The organism is Serpens gallinarum (assembly GCF_014836765.1).
Classification (GTDB): Bacteria; Pseudomonadota; Gammaproteobacteria; order Pseudomonadales; family Pseudomonadaceae; genus Serpens; species Serpens gallinarum.
The window spans coordinates 269,426-293,105 of record NZ_JACSQG010000001.1; the positions used below are offsets into that span (position 1 = coordinate 269,426).

The 23,680-nt window shown below is 61.5% G+C and carries 23 protein-coding genes; 13 read left to right on the forward strand and 10 right to left on the reverse strand.

The window, feature by feature from the left end:
* The first annotated feature begins 89 nt into the window (after positions 1–89).
* From hisB to hisF, 5 genes are all read left to right on the forward strand, one after another.
* On the forward strand, positions 90–683 hold the full coding sequence (gene hisB, locus H9642_RS01260) for an imidazoleglycerol-phosphate dehydratase HisB (protein WP_251834598.1): 594 nt from the start codon (positions 90–92) through the stop codon (positions 681–683).
* Positions 683–1,321: an imidazole glycerol phosphate synthase subunit HisH gene (gene hisH / locus H9642_RS01265; protein WP_251834599.1), complete on the forward strand. Its 639-nt coding sequence runs from the start codon at positions 683–685 to the stop codon at positions 1,319–1,321. The genes hisB and hisH overlap by 1 nt, the downstream gene beginning before the upstream one ends.
* The gene (locus tag H9642_RS01270; protein WP_251834600.1) at positions 1,321–1,581 is read left to right on the forward strand and encodes a DUF2164 domain-containing protein; all 261 of its coding nucleotides are present in this window, start codon (positions 1,321–1,323) and stop codon (positions 1,579–1,581) included. The genes hisH and H9642_RS01270 overlap by 1 nt, the downstream gene beginning before the upstream one ends.
* Positions 1,582–1,620: 39 nt before the next feature.
* Positions 1,621–2,358: a 1-(5-phosphoribosyl)-5-[(5-phosphoribosylamino)methylideneamino]imidazole-4-carboxamide isomerase gene (gene hisA, locus H9642_RS01275; RefSeq protein WP_251834601.1), complete on the forward strand. Its 738-nt coding sequence runs from the start codon at positions 1,621–1,623 to the stop codon at positions 2,356–2,358.
* Between the two features lie 96 nt (positions 2,359–2,454).
* The gene (gene hisF, locus H9642_RS01280; RefSeq protein WP_251834602.1) at positions 2,455–3,225 is read left to right on the forward strand and encodes an imidazole glycerol phosphate synthase subunit HisF; all 771 of its coding nucleotides are present in this window, start codon (positions 2,455–2,457) and stop codon (positions 3,223–3,225) included.
* 125 nt (positions 3,226–3,350) lie between these two features.
* Here hisF and H9642_RS01285 read toward each other — a convergent pair whose 3' ends face one another.
* The 4 genes from H9642_RS01285 to gpmI form a co-directional block, all read right to left on the reverse strand.
* Complete coding sequence (locus H9642_RS01285; RefSeq protein WP_433962655.1) at positions 3,351–4,172, reverse strand: divergent polysaccharide deacetylase family protein; 822 nt, start codon at positions 4,170–4,172, stop codon at positions 3,351–3,353.
* Positions 4,169–5,491, reverse strand: a complete 1,323-nt coding sequence (locus tag H9642_RS01290) for a S41 family peptidase (protein WP_251834604.1) — start codon at positions 5,489–5,491, stop codon at positions 4,169–4,171. Before H9642_RS01290 ends, H9642_RS01285 begins: the two co-directional genes overlap by 4 nt.
* 30 nt (positions 5,492–5,521) lie before the next feature.
* Complete coding sequence (locus H9642_RS01295) at positions 5,522–6,775, reverse strand: murein hydrolase activator EnvC family protein (RefSeq protein WP_251834605.1); 1,254 nt, start codon at positions 6,773–6,775, stop codon at positions 5,522–5,524.
* A gap of 214 nt (positions 6,776–6,989) precedes the next feature.
* On the reverse strand, positions 6,990–8,525 hold the full coding sequence (gpmI, locus tag H9642_RS01300) for a 2,3-bisphosphoglycerate-independent phosphoglycerate mutase (protein ID WP_251834606.1): 1,536 nt from the start codon (positions 8,523–8,525) through the stop codon (positions 6,990–6,992).
* A 147-nt stretch (positions 8,526–8,672) separates the two neighbouring features.
* On the opposite strand from gpmI, the gene H9642_RS01305 reads away from it, so the two are divergent.
* The 3 genes from H9642_RS01305 to secB are packed head-to-tail and all read left to right on the forward strand — an operon-like array spanning position 8,673 to position 9,858.
* A complete protein-coding gene (locus tag H9642_RS01305; protein WP_251834607.1) occupies positions 8,673–9,086 on the forward strand; it encodes a rhodanese-like domain-containing protein in 414 nt (137 codons plus the stop codon).
* Between the two features lies 1 nt (position 9,087).
* Complete coding sequence (gene grxC, locus H9642_RS01310) at positions 9,088–9,342, forward strand: glutaredoxin 3 (protein ID WP_251834608.1); 255 nt, start codon at positions 9,088–9,090, stop codon at positions 9,340–9,342.
* A gap of 30 nt (positions 9,343–9,372) precedes the next feature.
* Positions 9,373–9,858, forward strand: coding sequence for a protein-export chaperone SecB (gene secB, locus H9642_RS01315; RefSeq protein WP_251834609.1), 486 nt, complete (start codon positions 9,373–9,375; stop codon positions 9,856–9,858).
* A gap of 70 nt (positions 9,859–9,928) precedes the next feature.
* Here secB and H9642_RS01320 read toward each other — a convergent pair whose 3' ends face one another.
* Complete coding sequence (locus H9642_RS01320; RefSeq protein WP_251834610.1) at positions 9,929–10,423, reverse strand: tRNA (cytidine(34)-2'-O)-methyltransferase; 495 nt, start codon at positions 10,421–10,423, stop codon at positions 9,929–9,931.
* On the opposite strand from H9642_RS01320, the gene H9642_RS01325 reads away from it, so the two are divergent.
* The gene (locus H9642_RS01325; RefSeq protein ID WP_251834611.1) at positions 10,422–10,859 is read left to right on the forward strand and encodes a hypothetical protein; all 438 of its coding nucleotides are present in this window, start codon (positions 10,422–10,424) and stop codon (positions 10,857–10,859) included. The genes H9642_RS01320 and H9642_RS01325 overlap by 2 nt on opposite strands.
* A gap of 307 nt (positions 10,860–11,166) precedes the next feature.
* Here the strand turns inward: H9642_RS01325 and ntrC are convergent, their stop codons facing one another.
* From ntrC to H9642_RS01345, 4 genes are all read right to left on the reverse strand, one after another.
* Complete coding sequence (ntrC, locus tag H9642_RS01330; RefSeq protein WP_251834612.1) at positions 11,167–12,606, reverse strand: nitrogen regulation protein NR(I); 1,440 nt, start codon at positions 12,604–12,606, stop codon at positions 11,167–11,169.
* The gene (glnL, locus tag H9642_RS01335; RefSeq protein ID WP_251835336.1) at positions 12,603–13,685 is read right to left on the reverse strand and encodes a nitrogen regulation protein NR(II); all 1,083 of its coding nucleotides are present in this window, start codon (positions 13,683–13,685) and stop codon (positions 12,603–12,605) included. The genes ntrC and glnL overlap by 4 nt, the downstream gene beginning before the upstream one ends.
* A 193-nt stretch (positions 13,686–13,878) precedes the next feature.
* Positions 13,879–14,505, reverse strand: coding sequence for a penicillin-binding protein (locus tag H9642_RS01340; protein WP_251834613.1), 627 nt, complete (start codon positions 14,503–14,505; stop codon positions 13,879–13,881).
* Positions 14,502–15,032: a DUF4124 domain-containing protein gene (locus H9642_RS01345; protein WP_251834614.1), complete on the reverse strand. Its 531-nt coding sequence runs from the start codon at positions 15,030–15,032 to the stop codon at positions 14,502–14,504. The genes H9642_RS01340 and H9642_RS01345 overlap by 4 nt, the downstream gene beginning before the upstream one ends.
* Before the next feature lie 447 nt (positions 15,033–15,479).
* On the opposite strand from H9642_RS01345, the gene H9642_RS01350 reads away from it, so the two are divergent.
* Complete coding sequence (locus tag H9642_RS01350; RefSeq protein WP_251834615.1) at positions 15,480–15,758, forward strand: transposase; 279 nt, start codon at positions 15,480–15,482, stop codon at positions 15,756–15,758.
* A 368-nt stretch (positions 15,759–16,126) separates the two neighbouring features.
* On the opposite strand, the gene glnA is transcribed toward H9642_RS01350, so the two are convergent.
* Complete coding sequence (gene glnA / locus H9642_RS01355) at positions 16,127–17,530, reverse strand: type I glutamate--ammonia ligase (RefSeq protein WP_251834616.1); 1,404 nt, start codon at positions 17,528–17,530, stop codon at positions 16,127–16,129.
* Positions 17,531–17,987: 457 nt separating this feature from the next.
* Here glnA and thiI point away from each other — a divergent pair, with 457 nt between their 5' ends.
* The 3 genes from thiI (at position 17,988) to H9642_RS01370 (ending at position 23,664) form a co-directional block, all read left to right on the forward strand.
* Entirely contained in the window at positions 17,988–19,445 is a 1,458-nt protein-coding gene (gene thiI / locus H9642_RS01360; RefSeq protein WP_251834617.1) for a tRNA uracil 4-sulfurtransferase ThiI, read from the forward strand.
* Positions 19,446–19,647: 202 nt separating this feature from the next.
* The gene (gene typA, locus H9642_RS01365) at positions 19,648–21,465 is read left to right on the forward strand and encodes a translational GTPase TypA (protein WP_251834618.1); all 1,818 of its coding nucleotides are present in this window, start codon (positions 19,648–19,650) and stop codon (positions 21,463–21,465) included.
* A 282-nt stretch (positions 21,466–21,747) separates the two neighbouring features.
* Positions 21,748–23,664, forward strand: a complete 1,917-nt coding sequence (locus tag H9642_RS01370) for an autotransporter domain-containing SGNH/GDSL hydrolase family protein (protein ID WP_251834619.1) — start codon at positions 21,748–21,750, stop codon at positions 23,662–23,664.
* The last annotated feature ends 16 nt before the right edge of the window (positions 23,665–23,680 follow it).

Genomic DNA, 23,680 nt, shown 5'->3' on the forward strand with positions numbered 1-23,680 from the left:
GACCGGCGCGCCGCGCGGCTTCAAGCCGTGGGCGTTCCGGCCTATAATGTCCGCCCTTTCGCCCCCTGATTTTTATTGCGGAGCTGGTAATGGTCGAACGTAAGGCGTCCGTTGAACGCAACACCCTGGAAACCCGCATCAAGGTTTCAATCAACCTGGATGGCACTGGCCAGGCGCGTTTCGCCATCGGCGTGCCCTTTTTGGAGCACATGCTTGACCAGATCGCTCGTCATGGTCTGATCGACCTGGACATCGAATGCCAGGGCGACACCCACATCGACGATCACCACACCGTGGAAGACGTCGGCATCACCCTCGGCCAGGCCTTCGCCAAGGCCATCGGCGACAAGAAGGGCCTGGTGCGCTACGGCCATTCCTACGTGCCGCTGGATGAAGCGCTGTCGCGTGTGGTCATCGACTTCTCCGGGCGTCCCGGCCTGACCATGAACGTGCCCTTTACCCGCGCGGTGGTCGGCAAGTTCGATGTCGACCTGTTCCAGGAATTCTTCCAGGGCTTCGTCAACCATGCCCTGGTGACCTTGCACATCGATAACCTGCGCGGCACCAATACCCACCACCAGATCGAGACGGTGTTCAAGGCCTTTGGCCGCGCCCTGCGCATGGCCATCAGCGAAGATCCGCGCATGGCGGGGCAAATGCCGTCCACCAAGGGATGCCTGTGATGCAAACCGTTGCCGTTATTGATTACGGCATGGGCAACCTGCACTCGGTGGCCAAGGCCCTCGAGCATGTCGGCGCCGGCAAGGTGCTGGTGACCAGCGACGCCCAGGTGATCCGCGAGGCGGATCGCGTGGTCTTTCCGGGCGTCGGTGCGATTCGTGACTGCATGGCAGAGATCCGCCGCCTGGGGTTTGATGAGCTGGTGCGCGAAGTCAGCGTCGATCGGCCGTTTCTCGGTATCTGCGTCGGCATGCAAGCGTTGCTGGAGCGCAGCGAGGAGAACGACGGGGTCGATTGCATTGGCTTGTTCCCCGGTCAGGTGCGTTACTTCGGCAAGGACCTGCATGAGGACGGCGAGCACCTGAAAGTGCCCCACATGGGCTGGAACGAAGTCGAGCAGAACGTGCCCCACCCGCTGTGGCACAACATCCCCGACCGGGCGCGCTTCTACTTCGTCCACAGCTACTACATCGAGGCGGGCAACCCCAAGCAGGTGGTCGGTCGCGGCCACTACGGCGTGGATTTCGCCGCCGCACTGGCTGACGGCTCGCGCTTCGCCGTGCAGTTCCACCCGGAAAAAAGCCACACCCACGGCCTGCAGTTGCTACAGAATTTTGTCGCCTGGGATGGCAGGTGGTAATGAGTCGCGCGAAGGCCAGGGTGCCATCCCTCAGCCTTGAGCCTGCCCAGGAGCAGGTTGCGGTGCAGGTGCTGCAGCGCTTTCTCGAAGAGCGCTTCGAACTGGAGCTGGGTTCGTTCGAGGTGCAGGAAGTGCTGGAGCTCATCGGCCGCGAAATTGCCCCGCATTACTATGACAAGGCGATTGCTGATGTGCAGACGGTGCTGGCCGACCGTTTCGCCAGTATTGAAAGCGATGTCTGGGCACTCGAGAAGAGTTGACCCGTCTTGGAATTTCACTGATTTGAACAGGTTCGAGTAATGCTGATTATCCCCGCTATCGATCTCAAGGACGGCGCCTGCGTGCGTCTGCGCCAGGGCCGCATGGAAGACTCCACGGTGTTCTCCGATGACCCGGTGAGCATGGCCGCCAAGTGGGTCGAGGGTGGTTGCCGCCGCCTGCACCTAGTCGACCTCAATGGTGCTTTCGAAGGCCAGCCGGTCAACGGTGAAGTCGTCACCGCCATCGCCAAGCGCTATCCGAACCTGCCGATCCAGATCGGTGGCGGCATCCGCTCGTTGGAAACCATCGAGCACTATGTGCGCGCCGGCGTCAGCTACGTGATTATCGGCACCAAGGCGGTCAAGGAGCCAGAGTTCGTCGCCGAGGCCTGCAAGGCCTTCCCGGGCAAGGTGATCGTCGGTCTGGACGCCAAAGATGGTTTCGTTGCTACTGATGGCTGGGCTGAAGTGTCCAGCGTGCAAGCCGTGGACCTGGCCCGTCGTTTCGAGGCCGACGGCGTCTCCGCCATCGTCTACACCGACATTGCCAAAGACGGCATGATGCAGGGCTGCAACGTCGAAGCCACCGCCGCCCTGGCCGCTGCCAGCCGCATTCCGGTGATCGCCTCCGGCGGCATTCATAACCTGGGTGACATCCAGAAGCTGCTCAATGCCCGCGCGCCGGGCATCGTCGGCGCCATCACCGGTCGGGCCATTTATGAAGGCACGCTGGACGTGGCTGAAGCCCAGGCGCTCTGCGACAACTTCAAAGCGTGAATCCGGCGTAGGGTGGAAAACCGCGAAGCGTTTTCTACCTGTCGATGGTGGACAAGCACAGCGTTGTCCACCCTACAGAACTGCGAGAGCACCAATATGGCACTGGCCAAACGCATCATCCCCTGCCTCGACGTGGACAACGGTCGCGTGGTGAAGGGCGTCAAGTTCGAGAACATCCGCGATGCCGGCGACCCGGTGGAGATTGCCCGCCGCTACAACGAGCAGGGCGCCGACGAGATCACCTTTCTCGACATTACCGCCAGCGTCGACGGCCGCGATACCACCCTGCACACCGTCGAGCGCATGGCTAGCCAGGTGTTCATCCCGCTGACCGTGGGCGGCGGCGTACGCACCGTGCATGACATCCGCAACCTGCTGAATGCCGGCGCCGACAAGGTGTCGATCAACACCGCCGCAGTGTTCAATCCGGAGTTCGTCGGCGAGGCCGCGCAGCGCTTTGGCTCGCAGTGCATTGTCGTCGCCATCGACGCCAAGAAGGTCTCCAAGCCGGGTGAAACCCCGCGCTGGGAAATCTTCACTCACGGCGGACGCAAGCCGACCGGTCTGGATGCTGTGCTCTGGGCCAAGAAGATGGAAGATCTGGGCGCCGGCGAAATCCTGCTGACCAGCATGGACCAGGACGGCGTGAAAAGCGGTTACGACCTGGGCGTGACCCGCGCGATCAGCGAGACCGTAGGCATTCCTGTGATTGCGTCGGGCGGCGTGGGCAACTTGCAGCACCTGGCTGACGGCATCATTGAAGGCAAGGCCGATGCAGTATTGGCGGCCAGTATCTTCCACTTCGGCGAATACACCGTGCCGGAGGCCAAGGCTTACCTGGCCGCGCGTGGCATCGTCGTCCGGTAAGTTTTGTAGCGTCAAAAAAAAGCGGTCAAGGCTAGGTCTTGGCCGCCTTTTTTGTTTTTGATCGCAGTGGTGGAGGTGAAGCGGCGACCTCGCCGCGAAGCTGTTAACCAACCTTCTTGGGGCGATCAACGCAGCGTGTGGGCCACCGGTTGCGTTTGCGGCGGCGTGCGATAAACACCGTTTTTGCCATGGGCCGCCATCGCCCGGTTGCCGCGCAGGGCAATCATCGCCGGCACGTCGATCCAGTCGATACCTTGCTCGGCCAGGTTCGGCAGTTCACGTTCCAGCACCGCCAGGGTGTTGAGATGGGGATGGCCGATCATCACCACTGAACCTTGCCGGCGTGCCAGTTTTACCGCGCGCTCGAACTCGCGGGCGACGGCCTGCAGGCTTTGGTCGTGATCGAGAAACACATCCCGCGACAGGCTGGCCAAACCGATGCGTTGCGCTTCGGCGGCGGCCACCGTGGCGGCATTGGTACGGCTGTCGACAAAGAACAGGTGGCGTTGCTGCAGCTCGGGCATCAGCCAGGCCATGGCCTGTGGGTCGGCGGTCATTTGGCTGCCCATGTGGTTATTCAGACCGCGGGCATGGGGCACGCGGGCCAGGGCAGCCTTCAGGCGTGCCTGCAATTCTTCCTGCGGGCGTCCGGGCCGCCAGGCGTAGGGCCCATCGGCGGGTGCCATGGGCATGTGCAGCAGGACGGTTTTGCCGGCGCGGCTGGCGGCACGGGCGACTTCGTCGGCGTGGAGCGAGTCCGGAAGCACGGCCAGTGCCACCGGACCAGACAGCTCCAGTACGCGCCGGTCGCGTTCCGGGTTATTGCCGATATCGTCGATGATCAGGCTCAGGCGCGGTCTCTGCGTCTGGCTGCCGTCAGCGGCCAGCGAGCCGAGCGACAGCAGCAAACCGAACGCGCCAATGAGGGCGCGTGCCGCGCAGGTCATTTAGCGCGGGTAATGCTCAATCCTTTGAGCAGGTTGAGCGCCTGGCTCAGTTGGTAGTCGTCATCCTGAAGACGGGGTTCATTTTGGGCTTTCTGGCTGCTGGGCTTGTCAGCCCCGCCATTGCCGTTGCCAAGATGGCCGAGCAGATCAGCCTCCTTGAAGTTCTCGTTGTCATTGCTGTCGCGGGTCAGACGGGCGCGGCGCACCTCGATGTCCGGAACGATGCCCTGGGCCTGGATCGAGCGGCCATTGGGCGTGTAATACAGCGCGGTGGTCAGCTTCAGGGCGCGGTCATTGTTGAGCGGCAGCACGGTCTGCACCGAACCCTTGCCGAAACTGTCGGTCCCCATGACCACGGCGCGCTTGCTGTCCTGCAGGGCGCCGGCGACGATTTCCGCGGCCGAGGCACTGCCGCCATTGATTAGCACCACCAGCGGTACGCCTTCACTGGCGTCGGCGCTGTTGGCAGAAAAGCGCAGCTCGGAATTGGCGATACGGCCTTCCGTATAGACGATCAGGCCCCTGGTCATGAAATGATCGGAGACTTCTACGGCCGACTGGAGAACCCCACCGGGGTTGTTGCGCAGGTCCAGCACCAGGCCTTCCAGCTTGCCGCCATTGGTGTTGCGCAGTTTGGCCAGCGCTTGACCGACTTCACTGCCGGTATTGACCTGGAACTGGGTGATGCGCAAGTAGCCATAACCGCTTTCCAGCATCTGAGAGCGCACGCTCTGCACCTTGATCACGGCGCGGGTCAGTTGCACATCGAAGGGTTTGCCGCCGTCGCGTACCAGGGTCAGGGTGATTTTGGTCCCCGCCTTGCCACGCATCTTGTCCACGGCTTCCTGCATCGACAGACCCTTGGTGGGCTGGCCGTCAATCATGATGATCAGGTCGCCCGCTTCGATGCCGGCCTTGGCGGCCGGGGTGTCGTCGATGGGCGAGACCACGCGGATGAAGCCGTCTTCCATGCCGACTTCGATACCCAGGCCGCCGAATTCGCCGCTGGTGCTTTCCTGCAGTTCCTGGAACGCCTGCGGATCGAGATAGGCCGAGTGCGGGTCGAGGTTGCTGAGCATGCCCTTGATGGCGTTTTCCAGCAGCGTCTTGTCATCCACCGGCTCGACATAGGCCGCCTTGATGCGGTCAAACACCTCGGCAAAGGTGCGTAGATCTTCCAGTGGCAATGGCGCCTGGGGCAAAGCGACCCGCTCGCCGCTGGCTGCGGGCTGCTGTGCCCAGGCATGACTGAAGGCCAGCGCCAGGCATAGCGTCAGTCCGCGCGAGAGGGCGATAGCGAAAGGGCGCAGATGCAGCATGTTGAACTCCAGGAATAATGAAAAGGCGCGCTAACCCTGCGCGCGGCACCATTGTGCAGGATCACTGGGGCGACCCTGCTGACGAATAGCAAAATACAGCGCCGGAATTTCCTGGCCGCCGCTGGTGCCAACCGTGGCAATGGTATCACCGGCCTTGACGATGTCACCGGCCGTTTTCAGCAGGCTTTGGTTATGCCCGTAGAGGCTGAGGTAACCACCGCCGTGATCGAGAATGACCAGCATGCCGGCGCCACGCAACCAATCGGCGAATACGACCCGGCCACCGTGCACGGCGCGCACTGGTTGGCCGGCACGGCTGCCGATCAGGACGCCATCCCAGGTGCTGCGCGCATCTTCGCCACGCTGGGCACCATAGCGGGCCAACAGGCGGCCATCCACGGGCCAGGGCAATTTACCCCGCGCGTCGGCGAAGGGGCCGCCAAAGGTGAAGCCGCTACTGGAAACCAATGCCTCGCCGCTGACCGGTGCGCCGCTGGGGCGCTGCCGTTCGCGTTGGCGGCGCTCTTCGGCCAGGGCCTGCTGGCGAGCCTGTTCGGCTTCGCGGGCCTGGCGGGCGAGGGTGGCTTCGATGGTCTTGAGGACGTTTTGCAGTTCGGCCTGGTCTTGCTGACGGGCCTTGAGCTTCTGATTGCGGCTGTTTGCATCCTGATTCAACTGGACCAGCGCCTGCTGGCGCTCTTTGCGAACCTCGCCAAGACGGGCCTGGCGCTCGGCCACGGCCTGTTTTTGCTTGGCCAGTTGCTGCTGCTGTGCGTCCAGGTCGCTTTCTACCTGGTGCAGTTGCACGAGCGTGTCGTTGAACCCCTGAAGCTGTTCCAGACGCGCCTGGTTCAGGTAGCTGTAGTAGGTCTGGACGCGGGAAAAGGCGGCGGGATTTTGCTGGTTGAGCAGCAGCTTGAGGTATTCGCCGCGCCCGTTCTGGTACGCAGCGCGCGCTTGAGTGCCGATCACACGTTGCTGTTCAGCGCGTGATTGCTGGAGTTTTTTTTTCTGTTGATCGAGTTGCTTGAGCTGCGCCTCGCTTTGATTCTGTTGCTGTTGCAGCTCGCGAACCTGTTTTTCCAGCTCGCCCATCTCCTGCTCGGTGGAGCGAAGCTGCTGCTGCACGCCGGACTTTTCCTGCTGCAGCTTCTCCAGCATCTTCTTCAGTTCGGCCACGTCTTTGCGGGCCGCTTCGAGTTGTTGCTGGGTCTGCGCCTTCTGATCGGCGAAGGCTGGAGCCAGCAGGCAGCTCAGCAGAATAAGGGCAAGGGCTCGAAACATGGGGCGTACGGCACCTGGAACAAAAGACTGGGCAAGTATGCCCAAAAAAGCAGCGGCGAGCTGCAGGCCAGGCGGCAGACTGTCGGATGGTTGGCAGGGTCGGTTTTCCGCGTACGGCTACGGATGATGCCAATCATGGGCAGGGTATATGCCGCTGGGGACGATTCCATTCGTCCCTGGCGAGCAGCTTAGCAGGTGGCTCTCAAAAAAATGATCAGTGCAGTTCGACGATGCTGGTGCCGGTCATTTCTGCGGGTTGCGGCAGTCCCAGCAGGTTCAGCATGGTCGGTGCGACATCGGCCAGCACGCCGCCTTCGCGAATGCTCAGGTTGCGTTTGCCGACATAAATGAACGGCACTGGCTCGCACGTATGCGCGGTATGCGCTTGGCCGGTGACGACGTCTTCCATCTGCTCGACGTTGCCGTGGTCAGCAGTGATCAAGGCTTCGCCACCCACCTTGTCCAGCGCGGTAACGATCCGGCCCATGCAGGCATCCAAGCACTCCACGGCCTGCACGGCAGCGTCGAACACACCCGTGTGGCCCACCATGTCGCCGTTGGCGTAGTTGACGATGATTACGTCATAGCGCTGCTGCTCGATGGCTTCGATGATGCGGTCGGTGACTTCCGGCGCGCTCATCTGCGGCTGCAGGTCATAGGTGGCGACGTTCGGCGAAGGGATCAGGATGCGTTCCTCGCCGGGGAAGGGCTCTTCGCGGCCGCCGGAGAAAAAGAAGGTGACGTGAGCATACTTCTCGGTTTCGGCAATGCGCAGCTGAGTCTTGCCGTTGTTGGCCAGGTACTCGCCGAGCACGTTAGTCAGCGGCTCCGGCTTGAAGGCGCAGGGCGCGTCGATGCTGGCGGCGTACTGGGTGAGCATGACGAAGCCGGACAACTGCGGCACACGGGCACGGGTAAAACCGGTGAAGTCGGCCTCGACGAACGCACGGGTCAGTTCGCGGGCGCGGTCGGCGCGGAAATTCATGAAGATCACCGCATCGCCGTTTTCCACACGGGCCGGGGCGCCGATGGTGGTGGCCTTGACGAACTCGTCGCTCTCCTCGCGAGCATAGGCGGCGTTCAGGCCCTCCACGGCGGTGGCGGCGTGGAAGTGGCCCTGGCCTTGGACGATCAGGTTGTAGGCCTGCTCGACGCGGTCCCAGCGGTTGTCACGGTCCATGGCGAAGTAGCGGCCAATCAAGCTGGCGATACGGCCCTTGCCGAGCTTGGCAAAGGAGGCTTCGAGCAGCTCGATGGACGGCTGGGCGCTTTTTGGCGGCGTGTCGCGGCCGTCGAGGAAGGCGTGCAGGTAGATGTGTGTGGCGCCACGGCGGGCAGCCGATTCGACCATGGCCACCAGGTGATCCTGATGACTGTGCACGCCACCATCGGAGAGCAGCCCCATGATGTGTACGGCCTTATCGGCGGCCACGGCCTTGTCCACGGCCGCGTTGATCGCCTCATTGGCGAAGAATTCGCCGTCGCGAATGGCCTTGGTGACGCGGGTAAAGTCCTGGTACACCACGCGGCCGGCGCCGAGGTTCATGTGGCCGACTTCGGAGTTGCCCATCTGCCCGTCCGGCAAACCGACGTCCATGCCCGAGCCGGAAATCAGACCGTGGGGCTGGGTGGCGAGCAGTTGATCGTAAACCGGCGTATTGGCTGCATGGATGGCGTTGTAGTCGGGGCTTTCGCTGTGACCGAAGCCATCGAGAATCATCAGGACCAGGGGTTTGGGCGTGGCAGGCATAAGATCGACTCGTTCCGCTTGATGGGGTCAATGGAAAAGGGCCGGGGATTCTAAGCGTTGGCGAGCGATGCGTCACGGCGCGTCAGGGTGCCGCCGGCTCGGGGCCCTGTGTATACTGCCGGCATTTTACCGTCCGGGAACATCTAGATGCTTGCCACGTTGATTGAATTTGTCACTAACCACTATGTATTGAGCGGTATTTTCGTCGTTCTGGTGGTCCTCTTTGCGCTCAATGAACTGAGCCGCGGCGGCCGTAGTCTCAGCACCCGTGAACTGACCGCGCTGGTCAACAGCGAGCAGGGCATCGTGTTGGACGTGCGGGCGAAAAAGGATTTTGACGCCGGACATATCGTCGATGCCTTGCACATGCCCTACGAAAAACTGGCTGCGCGCATTAGCGAGTTGGACAAACATAAAGCCAAGACCATTATCGTCGTCGACGCCATGGGCCAACACTCCGGCACGGTGTGTCGCGAACTGCAGAAGGCAGGCTACACCGCTGCCAAGCTGTCCGGTGGCCTGGCCAGTTGGCGCGGTGACAATCTTCCAGTGGTGAAATGATATGGCCCACGTCCTGATCTATACCTCTGCCTGGTGCCCGTATTGCATCCGCGCCAAGCAGCTCCTCGATCACAAGGGCGTGGTCTATGAAGAAATCGCCGTGGACGGTCAGCCTGCAGTGCGTGCCGAAATGCGCGACAAGGCGGGACGAACTTCAGTGCCGCAGATCTGGATCGGCGAGCGGCACGTAGGCGGTTGCGACGATCTGTATGCTCTGGAGCGCGCTGGCAAGCTGGACGCGCTGCTCCAAAGCTGATTTCAACAAGCACGACAATAAGGCTCAGCCATGACTGAACAAGCAAACAACGGTGCCGCGCAGAACGGCGAGAACCCTCAGTTTTCCCTGCAGCGCATCTATGTGAAGGACCTGTCCTTCGAAGCGCCGAAAAGCCCGGAAATCTTCCGTCAGGAATGGGCGCCGAATGTCGCATTGGACCTCAACACCCGTCAGAAGAGCCTGGAAGGCGACTTCCACGAAGTGGTGCTGACCCTCTCGGTAACGGTCAAGACCGGCGAAGAAGTGGCCTTCATCGCCGAAGTGCAACAGGCCGGCATCTTCCTGATCAAGGGCCTGGACGCCGCGTCCATGAGCCACACGCTTGGCGCGTTCTGCCCGAACATTCTGTTCCCCTATGCCCGCGAAGCGCTGGACAGCCTGGTCACTCGTGGCTCGTTCCCGGCCCTGATGCTGGCGCCGGTGAACTTTGATGCCCTGTACGCCCAAGAGCTGCAACGCATCAATGCCGAAGCCCAGACGGCTACGCAGCAGTAAGTTTCACGCTGCGGCAAGATGCGAAAAGCGCCCTCGGGCGCTTTTTTTTGTTTGGCGGAGCGAACGGCGATCACTGCTCCTGCGCGAAATCCAGTTGCCGCCAGGCCTCATAGACGGCCACGGCGACGGTGTTGGACAGGTTGAGGCTGCGGTTGCCTTCGCGCATCGGCAGGCGCAGGCGTTGCGCCTCAGGCAGGGCATCGCGTATCTCTGCGGGCAAGCCACGGCTTTCCGGGCCGAACAAAAAGGCATCACCGGCGCGGTAGTGCACCTGGTGATAGGGTTGCGAGCCCTTGGTGGTGAAGGCAAACAGGCGGGGCGCCTCGGCATCGATGGGCGCTCCGAGGCGCAGGTCAAGGCTGTCCAGGCAGTGCTTCAGGTCGGGGTGGCGCTTGAGCGGCGCGTATTCGTGATAGTCCAACCCGGCGCGGCGCAGGCGCTTGTCGTCCAACTCATAGCCGAGCGGTTCGATCAGGTGCAATTGACACCCGCTGTTGGCGCACAGCCTGATAATGTTGCCGGTATTGGGCGGAATTTCCGGTTGAAAAAGGATGACGTGAAACATGCGCGGTTCTCAGCACGAAGACGGGCAGCATTCTACTCCTCCGGCAGACCCTCGGCGGCGCGTGTGGCCCCTGTTTCTGCTCGGCTTGGCGGTAAGTGGACTGCTGGTCGGGCTGATGCTGGGCAGGCTAATGGCGCCCGGAGATGTGCAGTTACTGGCTGTGCAGGCCACAAATGGCCTCGAGCTGTACTTTGACCGCGAGCCGGCCGTGCAGGCCCAGGATGTGGAAGGAGCCTATGCCCTGTTGATTCAGGCGCAGGGCGCTGCCGAACAAGGCACACTTTCTCTGGCCGGTGGCGACGTGAAGTGGCGGGTGATGCCCTCGGCGCAGGGCCTGCTGGTCTACCTGGTCGCTACCCGCCCTTTGCCCGCGCAGTGGCAGGGCATCGAGGAGGGGGAGACGTGGCGGCTGGTCATCAGCCTCGCCACGGAATAAAAGGGGGGTTCCCCAATCCTGCCTGAACCAGGGGCCCCGAAAACTGGAGTCCTTGGACAATAAACCAGGGATGTTTATGTTTTATGACAGCCTTGGTCGGGTGTACGGATGTAGAGGCGAATTCTTCGCCTGGCACATAACGTTCAAGCTGCATGAGCCTTGTGACGGACACCAACGTTTCCAATTCCCCGGTTAGTGGCATCCCAGCCGTCTTCGTAAGACGCAGGGGCCGGCGAATAAATTCGCCGCTACCTCGAAGCGTGCGAAGTGGACATGTCCGCCAGGCAGGCAGTGCTCGTAGAGGCCGCTAGCCGCCTTCTTCACCATCCTCTTCGTCACCGCCGTCTATGTTCAGGCCAAGTTCTTTGATCTTGCGTGTCAGGGTATTGCGGCCCCAGCCGAGTAGCACGGCGGCGTCGCGCCGGCGGCCGGCGGTGTGTTTGAGGGCGGTCTCGATCATGATCCGCTCGAACGCCGGCACGGCGCTGTCGAGGATGTTCGACTGCCCGCTGGCCAGGGCTTGGTCGGCCCAGTGGCGCAAACCGTGTTCCCAGTTGATGGCGGGCGCGGCATCCTGACTGTGGGTCAGTAGTTCCGGCGGTAACTCATCCAGGTGCACCTCGCGACCGGACGCCATCACGGTGATCCAGCGGCAGGTGTTCTCCAACTGGCGCACATTGCCTGGCCAGGGCAGGTTGCACAGGTACTCTTCGGTGTCCGGCTTGAGCAGTTTGGGCTCTACCGCCAGCTCACGGGCAGCCCGGCCGAGAAAGTGTCGGGCCAGTGCGGGAATGTCTTCGCGACGGTCGCGCAGTTGCGGAATATGAATGCGAATGACGTTCAGGCGATGAAACAAATCCTCGCGGAACCTGCCGTCGCGCACCAGGTTTTCCAGGTCCTGGTGGGTGGCGGCGATGATGCGCACATCGACCTTGACCGGGATATGGCCGCCGACCCGATAAAACTCGCCGTCGGCCAGCACCCGCAATAGACGCGTCTGGGTGTCGGCCGGCATGTCACCGATCTCGTCGAGAAACAGCGTGCCGCCATCGGCTTGCTCGAAACGCCCGCGACGCTGGTTGGCGGCGCCGGTAAAGGCGCCTTTCTCGTGGCCGAACAGCTCGGATTCCATCAGGTCCTTGGGAATCGCCGCCATGTTCAAGGCAATGAACGGCGAGGCGGCGCGCGGACTGTGACGATGCAGGGCATGAGCAACCAGCTCCTTGCCGGTACCGGACGCACCGTTGATCAGCACGGTGATCGTGGACTGGCTGAGCCGGCCAATGGCGCGAAATACTTCCTGCATCGCCGGTGCTTCGCCGATGATTTCCGGCGTGGCGTGCTGGGGTTCGGGGGCCGCCTGGTTTTGCTGTTCCTGGGCGTGCAAGTGGGCGCGCTTGACCAGCGAAACCGCCTCGTCGACATCGAACGGCTTGGGCAAATATTCGAAGGCGCCGCCCTGGTAGGAGGCCACCGCGCTGTCCAGGTCCGAATGCGCGGTCATGATGATCACCGGCAGGCCGGGGTGCTGTGCACGGATCTGCGCCAGCATGTCCAGGCCGCTGGCGCCGGGCATGCGGATGTCGGAAATGATCACGTCCGGTTGCTGGCGGGCCAGGCGACTGAGCACGCTATCGGCGCTGTCGAAACTTTGCGTGGTGAGTCCGCCTTGTTGCAGCGCCTTTTCCAGCACCCAGCGGATGGAGCGGTCGTCGTCGACGATCCAGACAGTTTCGCTTCGGTTCATGACGGAGAAATTCCTTGTTCCAGTGGCAGGACGATGGCGAAGACGGTGCGCCCAGGCTGGCTCTCGAATTCGACCAGCCCCTGATGCTGGCTGATGATGTTCTGGGTGATCGCCAAGCCCAGCCCGGTACCGTCCGGACGGCCGCTGACCATGGGATAAAAGAGGGTGTCGTGCAGGTCGGGCAGGATGCCTGGGCCGTTGTCGATGATTTCCAGCCTGATTGCCAGGCGGTGCCGGACGTGACCAATGGTGAACTGACGCAGCGCGCGAGTGCGCAGGGTGATGCGGGCCGGTTCGGTCATGGTATATCCAGCCAGTGCCTGCAGGGCATTGCGGGCAATGTTGAGCACGGCCTGAATCATCTGTTCGTGGTCGATTAAGACGTCCGGCAGGCTTGGATCGTAATCGCGCACCAACATGGTGCAATCCTGGCTTTCCGCTTCGATCAGGCTGGCGACTCGCTCCAGTACTTCATGGATATTGGTGTAAGCAAGCGACGGCAGCTTGTTGGAGCCCAGCATGCGATCGACGAGGTTACGCAGGCGGTCGGCCTCCTCAATGATCACGTTGGTGTAATCCTTGAGCGCTTCGCCCGGCAGCTCGCGTGCCAGCAATTGCGCCGCACCGCGAATACCACCCAGTGGATTCTTGATCTCGTGAGCCAGGCCGCGCACCAGCACTTTGGTGGTTTCGATCTGCGATTGCTGGGCCTCTTCCTTGCTGATGCGCAACAGCCGGTCGCGGGGATGGATCTCCAGCAACAGCAGCGTGGTGCCGTGATTGATGATTGGCGTTACGGCGTAATCCACGGTCAGCGATTGGCCGCTCAGGGTGGTGAGCAGGGCTTCGCGCTTGGTGAAAGGATGGGCTTCTTCAACGGCTTGACGCAGCGCGGGCAAGGCCTCGGGCGATTCGGTGAACAACTCGCTGATGAACTGCCCCTGGCTGCGTTGACCACTGACGGCCAGCAGCATTTCGGCGGCCGGATTCATGTATTCCAGGCGCAGGCTGTCGTTAAGCAGCACGATGGCGGTGTTCAGGTTATCCAGCAACAGCCGATGCGTGGCGTCAGTGTTCATCATCATGGGTAGGTTCCATCTTCTGGCGGCATTGAAATGCAAGAAGCAAACCAGGCGGCGTATGGCACGAGCGATGGGGCACCCGGCGGCTTTCTGCGGCCCGGTTGCCCTAAAAATGTGCCGTGATTGGCGCTTCCATGCACCAGTATGGTGCGTAAACGGGGAGAGTGCGGTGGAGTCGAGATGCGAAAGGTCAGAAGAGGGGGACGTAAGGGATGTCGCGCTTCTCGACAGGTTTGTCGCGCATCGGGCATTCCAGGCGACGTCCGTAGTCGTCACCCTGGCAGGGCCTGACTCGCCGCTTCTGGGCCAGGGAAGGGCGGTGGATATGCACGGTTTGCTCGGCACTGCGGATCAGGCTTGTGCCTGTGGCATCGACAATCTCCACCGCCAAACGATGACTGCCGCGGTCCAGATTGTGCAGTTGGAAGCTGGGTTTCGAGCCGGCGCTGCCCAGCGGCTGGTCATCGAACAGCAACTGGTACGCATGGCCAGGGTGCAAGGCAGGCTCGCTGCCGGCGAGCACGCTGAGATTGCCGGCGCCATCCCGGTAGGTCTCATCCGCCGTGGGCTGCAGAATGCGCACCCATTGGTATCCCTGCCGCAGGCTGTGTTCAGCCGGCGCTACGGAGCGAAGTTGCGTCTCAACCGGCAGTACAGACGGCAAGCGATTGATGGGAGGAAGGGCGACAGGCTGAGAGTGCTCATGCAATGGGTGGCCGCTGAAGACCCGGTTGCCCTCGGCATCGACGTGCGTATAGACCTGCGCGAACAGCGGCAGGCTGACAAGCGCCAGAGCCAGAACCGCCAGGCGCGTCAAGGAGCGGCCTTGCGAGCCGGGCTGTTGATGCTGATGCGCTGGACAGTAAAGGTCAGTACATCGCTTTGCTGCAGCGCCTTGCCATCGGCCAGTACCTGTACGGCCAGGCTGTGGGTGCCGCGATCGGTCTGATTGATCTGCAGCTGTGTAGTGGTACTGGCTGGGCCATGGGGGCTGCCGTCGAGTAGCAATTGCAGGCTGTGCCCTGGCGCCAGGGGCGGCTCGATCTGCACGCTGACGGTGAAGGTGCCGTTATTGGCGCGCAAGGCTTCGTCATCCGGAAGACCGACCAGTTGCAAAACTCGATAGCGGGAAACGAGTGACGAAGCGGCGGGTGGTGTAGAGGCGCCCTCGGGAAACGAGGATTGGATCGTATTGGTGGGGGGCAACTCGATGCGCTCGACCGGCTGGCCTTCGGGCGGCTGGTTGGTGAACACCGTTTTGCCTTGGGCATCGGTGTATTTGTAGACCTCGGCGCTGGCCGACAGAGCCAGAGCGCAAAGCAGGCAGCAGGTGAGCAGGCGCATGGGATTTTCCCTCCGTGGCAATCTGGCAAGACTTGCACCGGACCTCGCGACTGGCAAGTGGCAGACGCACGGGACGTGGGGTGGTGCATGGAATGTTGGGTGCGAGCCAGGAAAGGGTTTGATGACGGGTTGCTGCCGAAGTAAATTCGGCCCCACAGGTGAAGGTATCTGCTTTGTGCACACCGCAGGATGTCCAGCTGTAGGGCCGAATTCATTTCGGCAGCGGCGCCCATACTGGCTAAAGTGCCCTGGGTATCATTATCCAAAGGCAAAGGACATGCCCTATCAAGACCTCTGTCGAGGACGTGTTTCGCTACCCCATCAGGTTTATCACGTGACGATCTGCACCTACCAGCGGCTTGCCTGGTTTGATGATTTCGACACTGCACGTCTTGTGATTCGAGAAATGCGCCGGCTACAAAACGAGCGTCGGCTTGATTCGCTGGCATGGGTGCTCATGCCGGACCATTTGCATTAGATGTTTCAGTTGCAGAAGGCAGCAACCTTTCGGTGCTGATCAAGACGTTGAAAGGGCGCGTTGCAAGCTCAACCCGGCGCCGTGTTAACCGGCAGGTGCCGCTTTGGCAGCGTGGGTTTCATGATCGAGCGGTGCGCCACGATGAAGACCTGACGAGCCTGGCGCGTTATATCGTGGCGAACCCGCTGAGGGCGGGCCTGGTGGAGCGAATCAGTGAGTACCCGCACTGGGACGCGGTTTGGTTGTAGGAATGTGTCACCCACTAGTGGGGTATTCAGCCTGTAGGGCCGAATTTATTTCGGCTGCGGCGGTAATACTGGCCCATGCCTTGGGTATCACTCTTGCGGTAACGGGAGAGGCCTTATAGGGGCCTCTTGGGTGTTAGCGCTGGAGCACAGGCTTGTACGGCGGGCCGAGCATCGCCGCCGAAGTAAATTCGGCCCCACAGTTAAGGCAGGCCCACCAACTAGTGGGGTATTCGCCTGAGGGCCGAATTCATTTCGGCAACGGCCTCTGTGCCGGCTAAAGTGCCTGCATCACGCAGGCACAGCCCAAACTAAAAAGGCCTCCCGAAGGAGGCCTCTTGCTTGCTACACCGGCAGCGGCCGGCGCTGGCTTAGACGCTGTAGTACAGGTCGTATTCCAGCGGGTGAACGAAGGTGCGCACCTTGAGTTCTTCAGCGGCTTTCAGCTCGATGAAGGCATCGAGGAAGTCGTTGCTGAACACGCCGCCCTTGAGCAGGAAGTCGCGGTCGGCGTCGAGGGCTTCCAGGGCTTCCTTCAAGCTGCCGCACACCTGCGGGATCAGTTTGGACTCTTCCGGCGGCAGGTCGTACAGGTTCTTGTCGGCAGCGTCGCCAGGGTGGATCTTGTTCTGGATACCGTCCAGACCGGCCATCAGCAGGGCGGAGAAGGCCAAGTAGGGGTTGGCAGCCGGGTCCGGGAAGCGCGCTTCGATACGACGGCCTTTCGGGCTGGAAACGTACGGGATGCGGATCGAGGCGGAGCGGTTGCGCGCCGAGTAGGCCAGCATCACCGGGGCTTCAAAGCCCGGAACCAGGCGCTTGTAGGAGTTGGTCGACGGGTTGGTCAGGGCGTTCAGCGCCTTGCCGTGCTTGATGATGCCGCCAATGAAGTACAGCGCAGTGTCGGACAAGCCTGCATAGCCTTCGCCCGCAAAGGTGTTCTTGCCATCTTTGGCAATCGACAGGTGCACGTGCATGCCCGAGCCGTTGTCGCCGTACAGCGGTTTTGGCATGAAGGTCGCGGTCTTGCCATAGGCATCGGCGACGTTGTGCACGCAGTACTTGAGGGTCTGAACTTCGTCGGCCTTGGTGACCAGGGTATTGAAACGCACGCCGATTTCGTTCTGACCGGCCGTCGCCACTTCGTGGTGATGGATTTCAACGAACTGGCCCATCTCTTCCAGGGCGTTGCACATGGCGGTGCGGATTTCGTGGTCATAGTCTTTCGGCGGGGTCGGCAGGTAGCCACCCTTGACCGGGACATGGTGACCCTTGTTGCCGCCCTCGAAGTCCGCGTCGGTGTTCCAGGACGCCTGCTCGGAGTAGATCTTGAACATTGAGCCCGAGATGTCGGACTTGAACTTGACCTGATCGAAGATGAAGAATTCCGGCTCCGGGCCGACGAACACGGTGTCGCCGATGCCGGTGCTTTTCAGGAACTCTTCGGCACGGCGAGCGATGGCGCGCGGGTCGCGGTCGTAGCCCTGCATGGTGGAGGGCTCGATCACGTCGCAGACCAGAATCAGCGTCGGCTCTTCGGTGAACGGGTCGAGTACGGCCGTGGCGTCGTCCGGCAGCAGAATCATGTCGGACGCTTCAATGCCTTTCCAGCCGGCTAGGGAGGAGCCATCAAACATCTTGCCGTGTTCGAAGAAATCGTCGTCGGCATCGCGCGCCGGCATGGTGATGTGGTGCTGCTGGCCTTTGATATCGGTAAAACGCAGGTCAATCCACTTCACATCATGGTCTTTAATCAGTTGCAGCGATTTCGACATAGTGTCCTCCAAGGGAAAGCAAACCGGGGTACACGCCGAATGCGGCTGACTCCCAGAGAATTAGGTAATGCTGGGGCGGCATGATCCGCCAGGGCACCCTCCACCACAAGACAGCAATGAGTGTGCCAGTGTCCCGACATGCCATGGATGGGGCTGATTATGGAGCTTCGTTCTGCTTGCAGCCGTGTTTTTGCACCAAAACAGTGCGTGCTCGCCCACTTCGATACAAAGTGGTGCGAGTTGCGAGTTGCGCCTCATCAGTTGCTTCGCCTCGACCCTCTGTCGGCACCCCGCTGCGTTTACGACCTGTACACCCGATTGGGACAGTCGATTCATCTGAACGGCTGCGTTTTCAATGACAATCGGGCGCGCTGCAATTAATCGATCAAAGCTTGCACAATTTCCGGTATAATTCGCGCCCCTCTTTTTTCTGGCTGCCCGCCCAGTCCCGCCTTCCATGAAAGTCATCGTCAAGCCCTTCGCCGAAATCACCATCAAGAGCCGTCCGGTGCGCAAGCAGTTCATCCGGCAGCTGGCGAAGAACATCCGCATGGTGCTCAAGGATCTCGATCCGCAACTGGATGTGCAGGGCGAGTGGGACAACCTGGAGCTGGAAACCCGGCAGACCGAGCCGAAGCTACTGGCCGAGATGCTGGAGCGCCTGCGCAACACGCCGGGCATCGCGCATTGCCTGGAAGTGCACGACTACCCCTACGTCGATTTCGACGATGTGTTGGAAAAATGCCGCGAGCATTTTGGCGCACAGTTGCCGGGCAAGATCTTCGCCGTGCGCTGCAAGCGTTCCGGTAACACCCACTCGTTCACCTCAGTAGAACTGGCCAGCTTCGTGGGCAGCCGCCTGCGCCAGGAGTGCGGGGCCGCCGGCATCGACCTCAAGCGCCCCGAGGTCGAGGTGCGGTTCGAGGTGCGTTACGACCGCTTGTACATCATTCATGCGCAGCATCAGGGCCTGGGCGGTTATCCGCTGGGCTCCATCGAGCAGACGCTGGTGCTGATGTCCGGTGGTTTCGACTCCACCGTGGCCGCCTATCAGATGATGCGCCGCGGTCTGCTAACCCATTTTTGCTTCTTCAACCTCGGTGGTCGTGCCCATGAGTTGGGGGTGATGGAAGTTGCCCACTATCTGTGGCAAAAATTCGGCTCGTCCCATCGCGTGCTGTTTATCAGCGTGCCTTTTGAGGAAGTGGTCGGCGAGATTCTTGGCAAGGTCGACAACAGCCAGATGGGCGTGGTGCTCAAGCGCATGATGCTGCGCGCCTCCAGCCGCATCGCTGCCGAGCTGAACATCGATGCGCTGGTTACCGGTGAAGCCATCTCCCAGGTGTCCAGCCAGACCCTGCCTAACCTGTCGGTGATCGATTCGGTTACCGACACCCTGGTGCTGCGCCCGCTGATTGCCGCGCACAAGCAGGACATCATCGACACCGCGACCGCCATCGGCACCGCCGAGTTCGCCAAGAACATGCCGGAATACTGCGGGGTGATTTCGGTCAACCCGACCACCCGCGCCAAGCGCGGGCGCATCGAGCATGAAGAAGAACAGTTCGACATGGCGATTCTCGAGCGCGCGATCGAGCGCGCCACGCGGATCACCGTGGACAAGGTCATCGAAGAGCTGGGTAAAGATGTGCCGGTGGAAGTCGTCAGTGAAGCGCTGCCGGGGCAGATCGTCCTGGACATTCGCCATCCCGACGCGGTGGACGATGAACCGCTGCAGTTGCCGGGGATCGAAATTCAGACGCTGCCGTTCTACGCGGTCAACAACCGCTTCAAGGAACTGGATGACAATCGCCAGTACCTGCTGTATTGCGACAAAGGTGTCATGAGCCGCCTGCATGCTCATCATCTTCTGTCCGAGGGGCATGCCAATGTGCGCGTTTATCGTCCGACCTGACAGGTCCGTGAAGCAGCCTGGGCTGCTAGGTGGCAGTATCCGCCACCGACCTCCCGACTCTGGCGCGTCCCGCGACGCGTAGCGAGCCCGGAAGAGAGCGGCCTTCGCGCCGCCGCTTCCATCCATCCCGTGCGGCAACAACCGCGGGAATCAGCTTCCCAGCTCGGGCCTTCAGCCACGAGCTTAATATCGAGACAAAACTGTGATCGAGAATCTTCGCAATATCGCCATCATCGCCCACGTCGACCATGGCAAGACCACCCTGGTTGACAAGCTACTGCGCCTGTCCGGCACCCTGGACCGCAAGGAGCTGGAAAACGAGCGCGTGATGGACAGCAACGACCAGGAAAAGGAGCGTGGCATCACCATCCTGGCGAAAAATACCGCGCTGAAGTGGAAGGACTACAACATCAACATCGTCGACACCCCCGGCCACGCCGACTTCGGCGGTGAAGTCGAGCGTGTGATGAGCATGGTTGACTGCGTGCTGCTGGTGGTCGACTCCATCGACGGCCCGATGCCGCAAACCCGCTTCGTGACCCAGAAAGCCTTCCAGGCCGGCCTGAACCCGATCGTTGTGGTCAACAAGATCGACCGCCCGGGCGCGCGTCCGGACTGGGTTGTCGATCAGATCTTCGACCTGTTCGACAACCTCGGCGCCACCGAGCAGCAGCTGGACTTCCCGATTGTCTACGCCAGCGCCCTGAACGGTCTGGCCGGTCTCGATCATGAGAACCTGGCCGACAACATGGACGCCCTGTTCCAGGCCATCGTCGATCACGTGCCGGCGCCCAACGTCGACGTGGACGGTCCGTTCCAGATGCAGATCTCCCAGCTGGACTACAACAGCTTCCTCGGTGTGATCGGCGTGGGCCGCATCAAGCGCGGCAAGATCAAGACCAACACCCCGGTGGTCGCCATTGGCGCCGACGGCAAGAAGCGCCAGGGCCGTATCCTGAAGGTCATGGGCCACTCCGGCCTGCAGCGCGTTGAAGTTGCCGAAGCTGAAGCCGGTGACATCGTCTGCGTCAGCGGCATGGACGAGCTGTACATCTCCGACACCTTGTGCGACATGAACCACGTCGAGGCCCTGCCGCCGTTGACCGTGGACGAGCCGACCGTGTCCATGACCTTCCAGGTCAACGACTCGCCGTTCTGCGGCAAGGAAGGCAAGTTCGTCACCAGCCGCAACATCAAGGAGCGTCTGGAAAAGGAACTGCTGCATAACGTTGCCTTGCGCGTCGAAGAAGGCGACTCGCCCGACAAGTTCAAGGTTTCCGGCCGTGGTGAACTGCACCTGTCGGTACTGATCGAAACCATGCGCCGTGAAGGCTTCGAGCTGGCCGTGGGCCGTCCGGAAGTGGTGATCAAGGACGTCGACGGCGAGAAGCAGGAGCCCTACGAGAACGTCATCATCGACATCGAGGAAACCCACCAGGGTCCGCTGATGGAACAGATGGGCCTGCGCAAGGGCGATCTGACCAACATGGTCCCGGATGGCAAGGGCCGTGTGCGCCTGGAATACACCATCCCGGCCCGTGGCCTGATCGGTTTCCGCAACAGCTTCCTGACCATGACCTCGGGTACCGGCATCCTGACCTCGACCTTCAGCCACTATGGGCCGGTCAAGTCAGGCGAAGTCGCCAACCGCCAGAACGGCGTTCTGGTGTCCATGGCCACCGGCAAGGCGCTGACCTACTCTCTGGAAACCCTGCAGAGCCGCGGCAAGCTGTTCCTCGAGCCCGGCCAGGATATCTACGAAGGCCAGCTGTGCGGCATCAACAGCCGCGACAACGACCTGACCATCAACCCCACCAAGGGCAAGAAACTCGACAACATGCGTGCCTCGGGCAAGGACGAAGTCATCGCCCTGGTGCCGCCGATCAAGTTCACCCTGGAACAGGCGCTGGAATTCATCGACGACGACGAGCTCGTCGAAGTGACCCCCAAGTCGATTCGCCTGCGCAAGAAGTACCTCAACGAAAACGACCGCAAGCGCTTCGAGCGCAGCAAGGTCTGATCGGCTGAGCTGAACTGAAAAGCCCCGCCCGGAGTGATCCGGGCGGGGCTTTTTTGTGGTTGGTTTGTGGCGCAGGCAATGGCGGAGGGGTAGGCGATATTTATTCACATGACCGTCTCCTAAAGCATTCCTTGGGATAAACCTTCTCGAGACGCCGCAATAAACAGATGGGTTAGAGGTCCGCCTGGTTCAACTAACCGGCAATCGGTCAGTGACCTAACGAAACGAGGTCTAGAGTCGTTGAGGGTGCTTTTACAACACCAACAATGACAGGAGTCCTTTATGACGTTTCGACGCCACACCTTGGGCATCGCGCTGTTGTTTGCCGGTCTTCCCGCTCTTTCTTCCGCCTCGCCGTATTCGCAACTGGTGATCTTTGGCGATTCGCTCAGTGACAGTGGGCAATTTCCAGATCTAGGTGGCGCCACACAAAATGGCCTTCCCACCGATGGGATACGTTTTACCAACCGCATTGGGCCCGACTATATCGATGGCCGTGATGAGCCGTATGCCGCTGTCGCCTCCCAGCGGCTGGCCGGGCGGCTTGGGCTGCAGGCACTCCCCTCGACGCCGATCCTTCCCGAGGAGCTTACCGGCAATCCGGACGGCACCAACTATGCGGTAGGGGGGAGTCGCACCGATGAAATCCTGGCATCGATCATCGATGAAGATGGCTCGGAGGTTGATGCCGGGCTAGTTTCGCGCACCCGTGACGGTTACCTGGTTGATGTGCCGCGGGTGAGTGCCTCGACGCTGTTTTATGTCAATGGCGGCGGTAACGACATTCTTCAGGGACGAATTAACGATCAAGCCAGCGCGGCTTCCTCCGCAGCCGATCTGGTCGCTGGCGTGGCGGCACTGCAGCGCGCCGGGGCGCGTTACATCATCGTTTCGGACTTGCCGAACGTGGGCCTAAGCCCGGCGGGCTTCGTCAGTGGGCAACGCGATGCGTGGTCAGGTCTGAGTGGGCTGTTCAATGCCGAACTGGACCGGCAATTGCTGGCGCTGGGCGGTAACGTCATTCGGCTCAATTACCGCGCGCTGTTCATTGAAATGCTCGCCGACCCGGCGCGCTTTGGCTTCGACCCCAATGTTGCGCAGATGGACGTGTGCTTCAACGGGGACCGATGCCAGCCCGATCCGACCTGGGGCCAGGGCAATGCTTCGGCAGATCCGGACAAGTTGATTTTCTATGATGGCGTTCACCCCACAGCGGCGGTGCAACAGATCAGCGCCGACTACGTCTATTCGCTTCTGTCGGCCCCGTGGGAAATCGGCCTGCTGCCGGACATGGCCCTGTCCGGTTTGAACACGCACCAACAGCACCTGCGCAGTGAGTGGCAGGCTGACCGTGGCGATTGGCAGACGCGGGGCAACTGGCGCAGCTTTACGGCGGCAACCGGCCAGCGGCGGGATTTCGACGAGCATCTGGCCGTGGCGCCTGGCGACAGTGAAACCCTGGGCGTGAACCTGGGCGCGACCTATCGGCTGAGCGAGCGCTGGCGCCTGGGTTTTGCCCTGGGTTTGCAGGAAAGCAGCCTGGAGATGGACCACAGCCAGTCCGATTATGACCTGCGGGGCTACCTGCTCAGCACCTTTGCGCAGTATCGGCAAAAACGCCTGTGGGCCGATGTCGGTGTGACGGCGGGTCATTTGAATTACCACGATCTGGAACGGCGTTTCGACCTGGGCATCGCCGAGCGCATCGAGAAAGGGGACACCGATGGCCAGCTTGCGGCCGCCACCCTGCGACTGGGCTACGCGCTGGGGCGGCGGGGCAGTTGGCAGGTCAGTCCCTTTGTGAGTGCCGACTATGTGCGCGTGGAAATCGACGCGTATCGCGAGGATGGGGAAAACTCCACGGCGCTGCATTATGCCGAGCAGACCCGTGACAGCAAGCGACTGGGGGTGGGTCTGGAAGCCAACCTGCAGCTGAGCCGCACTTTGCAGGTGTTCGGCGAAGTGGCGCGCGAGCGTGAGTACGAGGACGATCCACAAACCCTGCGCATGGGGCTCAATTCAATGCCGGGTTTCGACTATGACCTACAGACCATCACGCCCTATCAGGACCAGACGCTGGCAACCTTGGGGCTCGGCTTGTCGCTGGGGCATACCGTGACGGTTCGTGCGGCCTATCACCTGCGGGATGCGGAGGAGCGCCAGCATGGCGCAAGTCTGTCCCTGAACCTGAGCTATTAAGCGGACAGCCGCCTGT

Bases quoted from the DNA above. Each gene is read 5' to 3' on its own strand.
- hisB (WP_251834598.1), top strand. From the start codon at position 90: ATGGTCGAACGTAAGGCGTCCGTTGAACGCAACACCCTGGAAACCCGC.
- hisH (WP_251834599.1), top strand. From the start codon at position 683: ATGCAAACCGTTGCCGTTATTGATTACGGCATGGGCAACCTGCACTCG.
- H9642_RS01270 (WP_251834600.1), top strand. From the start codon at position 1,321: ATGAGTCGCGCGAAGGCCAGGGTGCCATCCCTCAGCCTTGAGCCTGCC.
- hisA (WP_251834601.1), top strand. From the start codon at position 1,621: ATGCTGATTATCCCCGCTATCGATCTCAAGGACGGCGCCTGCGTGCGT.
- hisF (WP_251834602.1), top strand. From the start codon at position 2,455: ATGGCACTGGCCAAACGCATCATCCCCTGCCTCGACGTGGACAACGGT.
- H9642_RS01285 (WP_433962655.1), bottom strand. From the start codon at position 4,172: ATGACCTGCGCGGCACGCGCCCTCATTGGCGCGTTCGGTTTGCTGCTG.
- H9642_RS01290 (WP_251834604.1), bottom strand. From the start codon at position 5,491: ATGCTGCATCTGCGCCCTTTCGCTATCGCCCTCTCGCGCGGACTGACG.
- H9642_RS01295 (WP_251834605.1), bottom strand. From the start codon at position 6,775: ATGTTTCGAGCCCTTGCCCTTATTCTGCTGAGCTGCCTGCTGGCTCCA.
- gpmI (WP_251834606.1), bottom strand. From the start codon at position 8,525: ATGCCTGCCACGCCCAAACCCCTGGTCCTGATGATTCTCGATGGCTTC.
- H9642_RS01305 (WP_251834607.1), top strand. From the start codon at position 8,673: ATGCTTGCCACGTTGATTGAATTTGTCACTAACCACTATGTATTGAGC.
- grxC (WP_251834608.1), top strand. From the start codon at position 9,088: ATGGCCCACGTCCTGATCTATACCTCTGCCTGGTGCCCGTATTGCATC.
- secB (WP_251834609.1), top strand. From the start codon at position 9,373: ATGACTGAACAAGCAAACAACGGTGCCGCGCAGAACGGCGAGAACCCT.
- H9642_RS01325 (WP_251834611.1), top strand. From the start codon at position 10,422: ATGCGCGGTTCTCAGCACGAAGACGGGCAGCATTCTACTCCTCCGGCA.
- H9642_RS01320 (WP_251834610.1), bottom strand. From the start codon at position 10,423: ATGTTTCACGTCATCCTTTTTCAACCGGAAATTCCGCCCAATACCGGC.
- ntrC (WP_251834612.1), bottom strand. From the start codon at position 12,606: ATGAACCGAAGCGAAACTGTCTGGATCGTCGACGACGACCGCTCCATC.
- glnL (WP_251835336.1), bottom strand. From the start codon at position 13,685: ATGAACACTGACGCCACGCATCGGCTGTTGCTGGATAACCTGAACACC.
- H9642_RS01345 (WP_251834614.1), bottom strand. From the start codon at position 15,032: ATGCGCCTGCTCACCTGCTGCCTGCTTTGCGCTCTGGCTCTGTCGGCC.
- H9642_RS01350 (WP_251834615.1), top strand. From the start codon at position 15,480: ATGGGTGCTCATGCCGGACCATTTGCATTAGATGTTTCAGTTGCAGAA.
- glnA (WP_251834616.1), bottom strand. From the start codon at position 17,530: ATGTCGAAATCGCTGCAACTGATTAAAGACCATGATGTGAAGTGGATT.
- thiI (WP_251834617.1), top strand. From the start codon at position 17,988: ATGAAAGTCATCGTCAAGCCCTTCGCCGAAATCACCATCAAGAGCCGT.
- H9642_RS01370 (WP_251834619.1), top strand. From the start codon at position 21,748: ATGACGTTTCGACGCCACACCTTGGGCATCGCGCTGTTGTTTGCCGGT.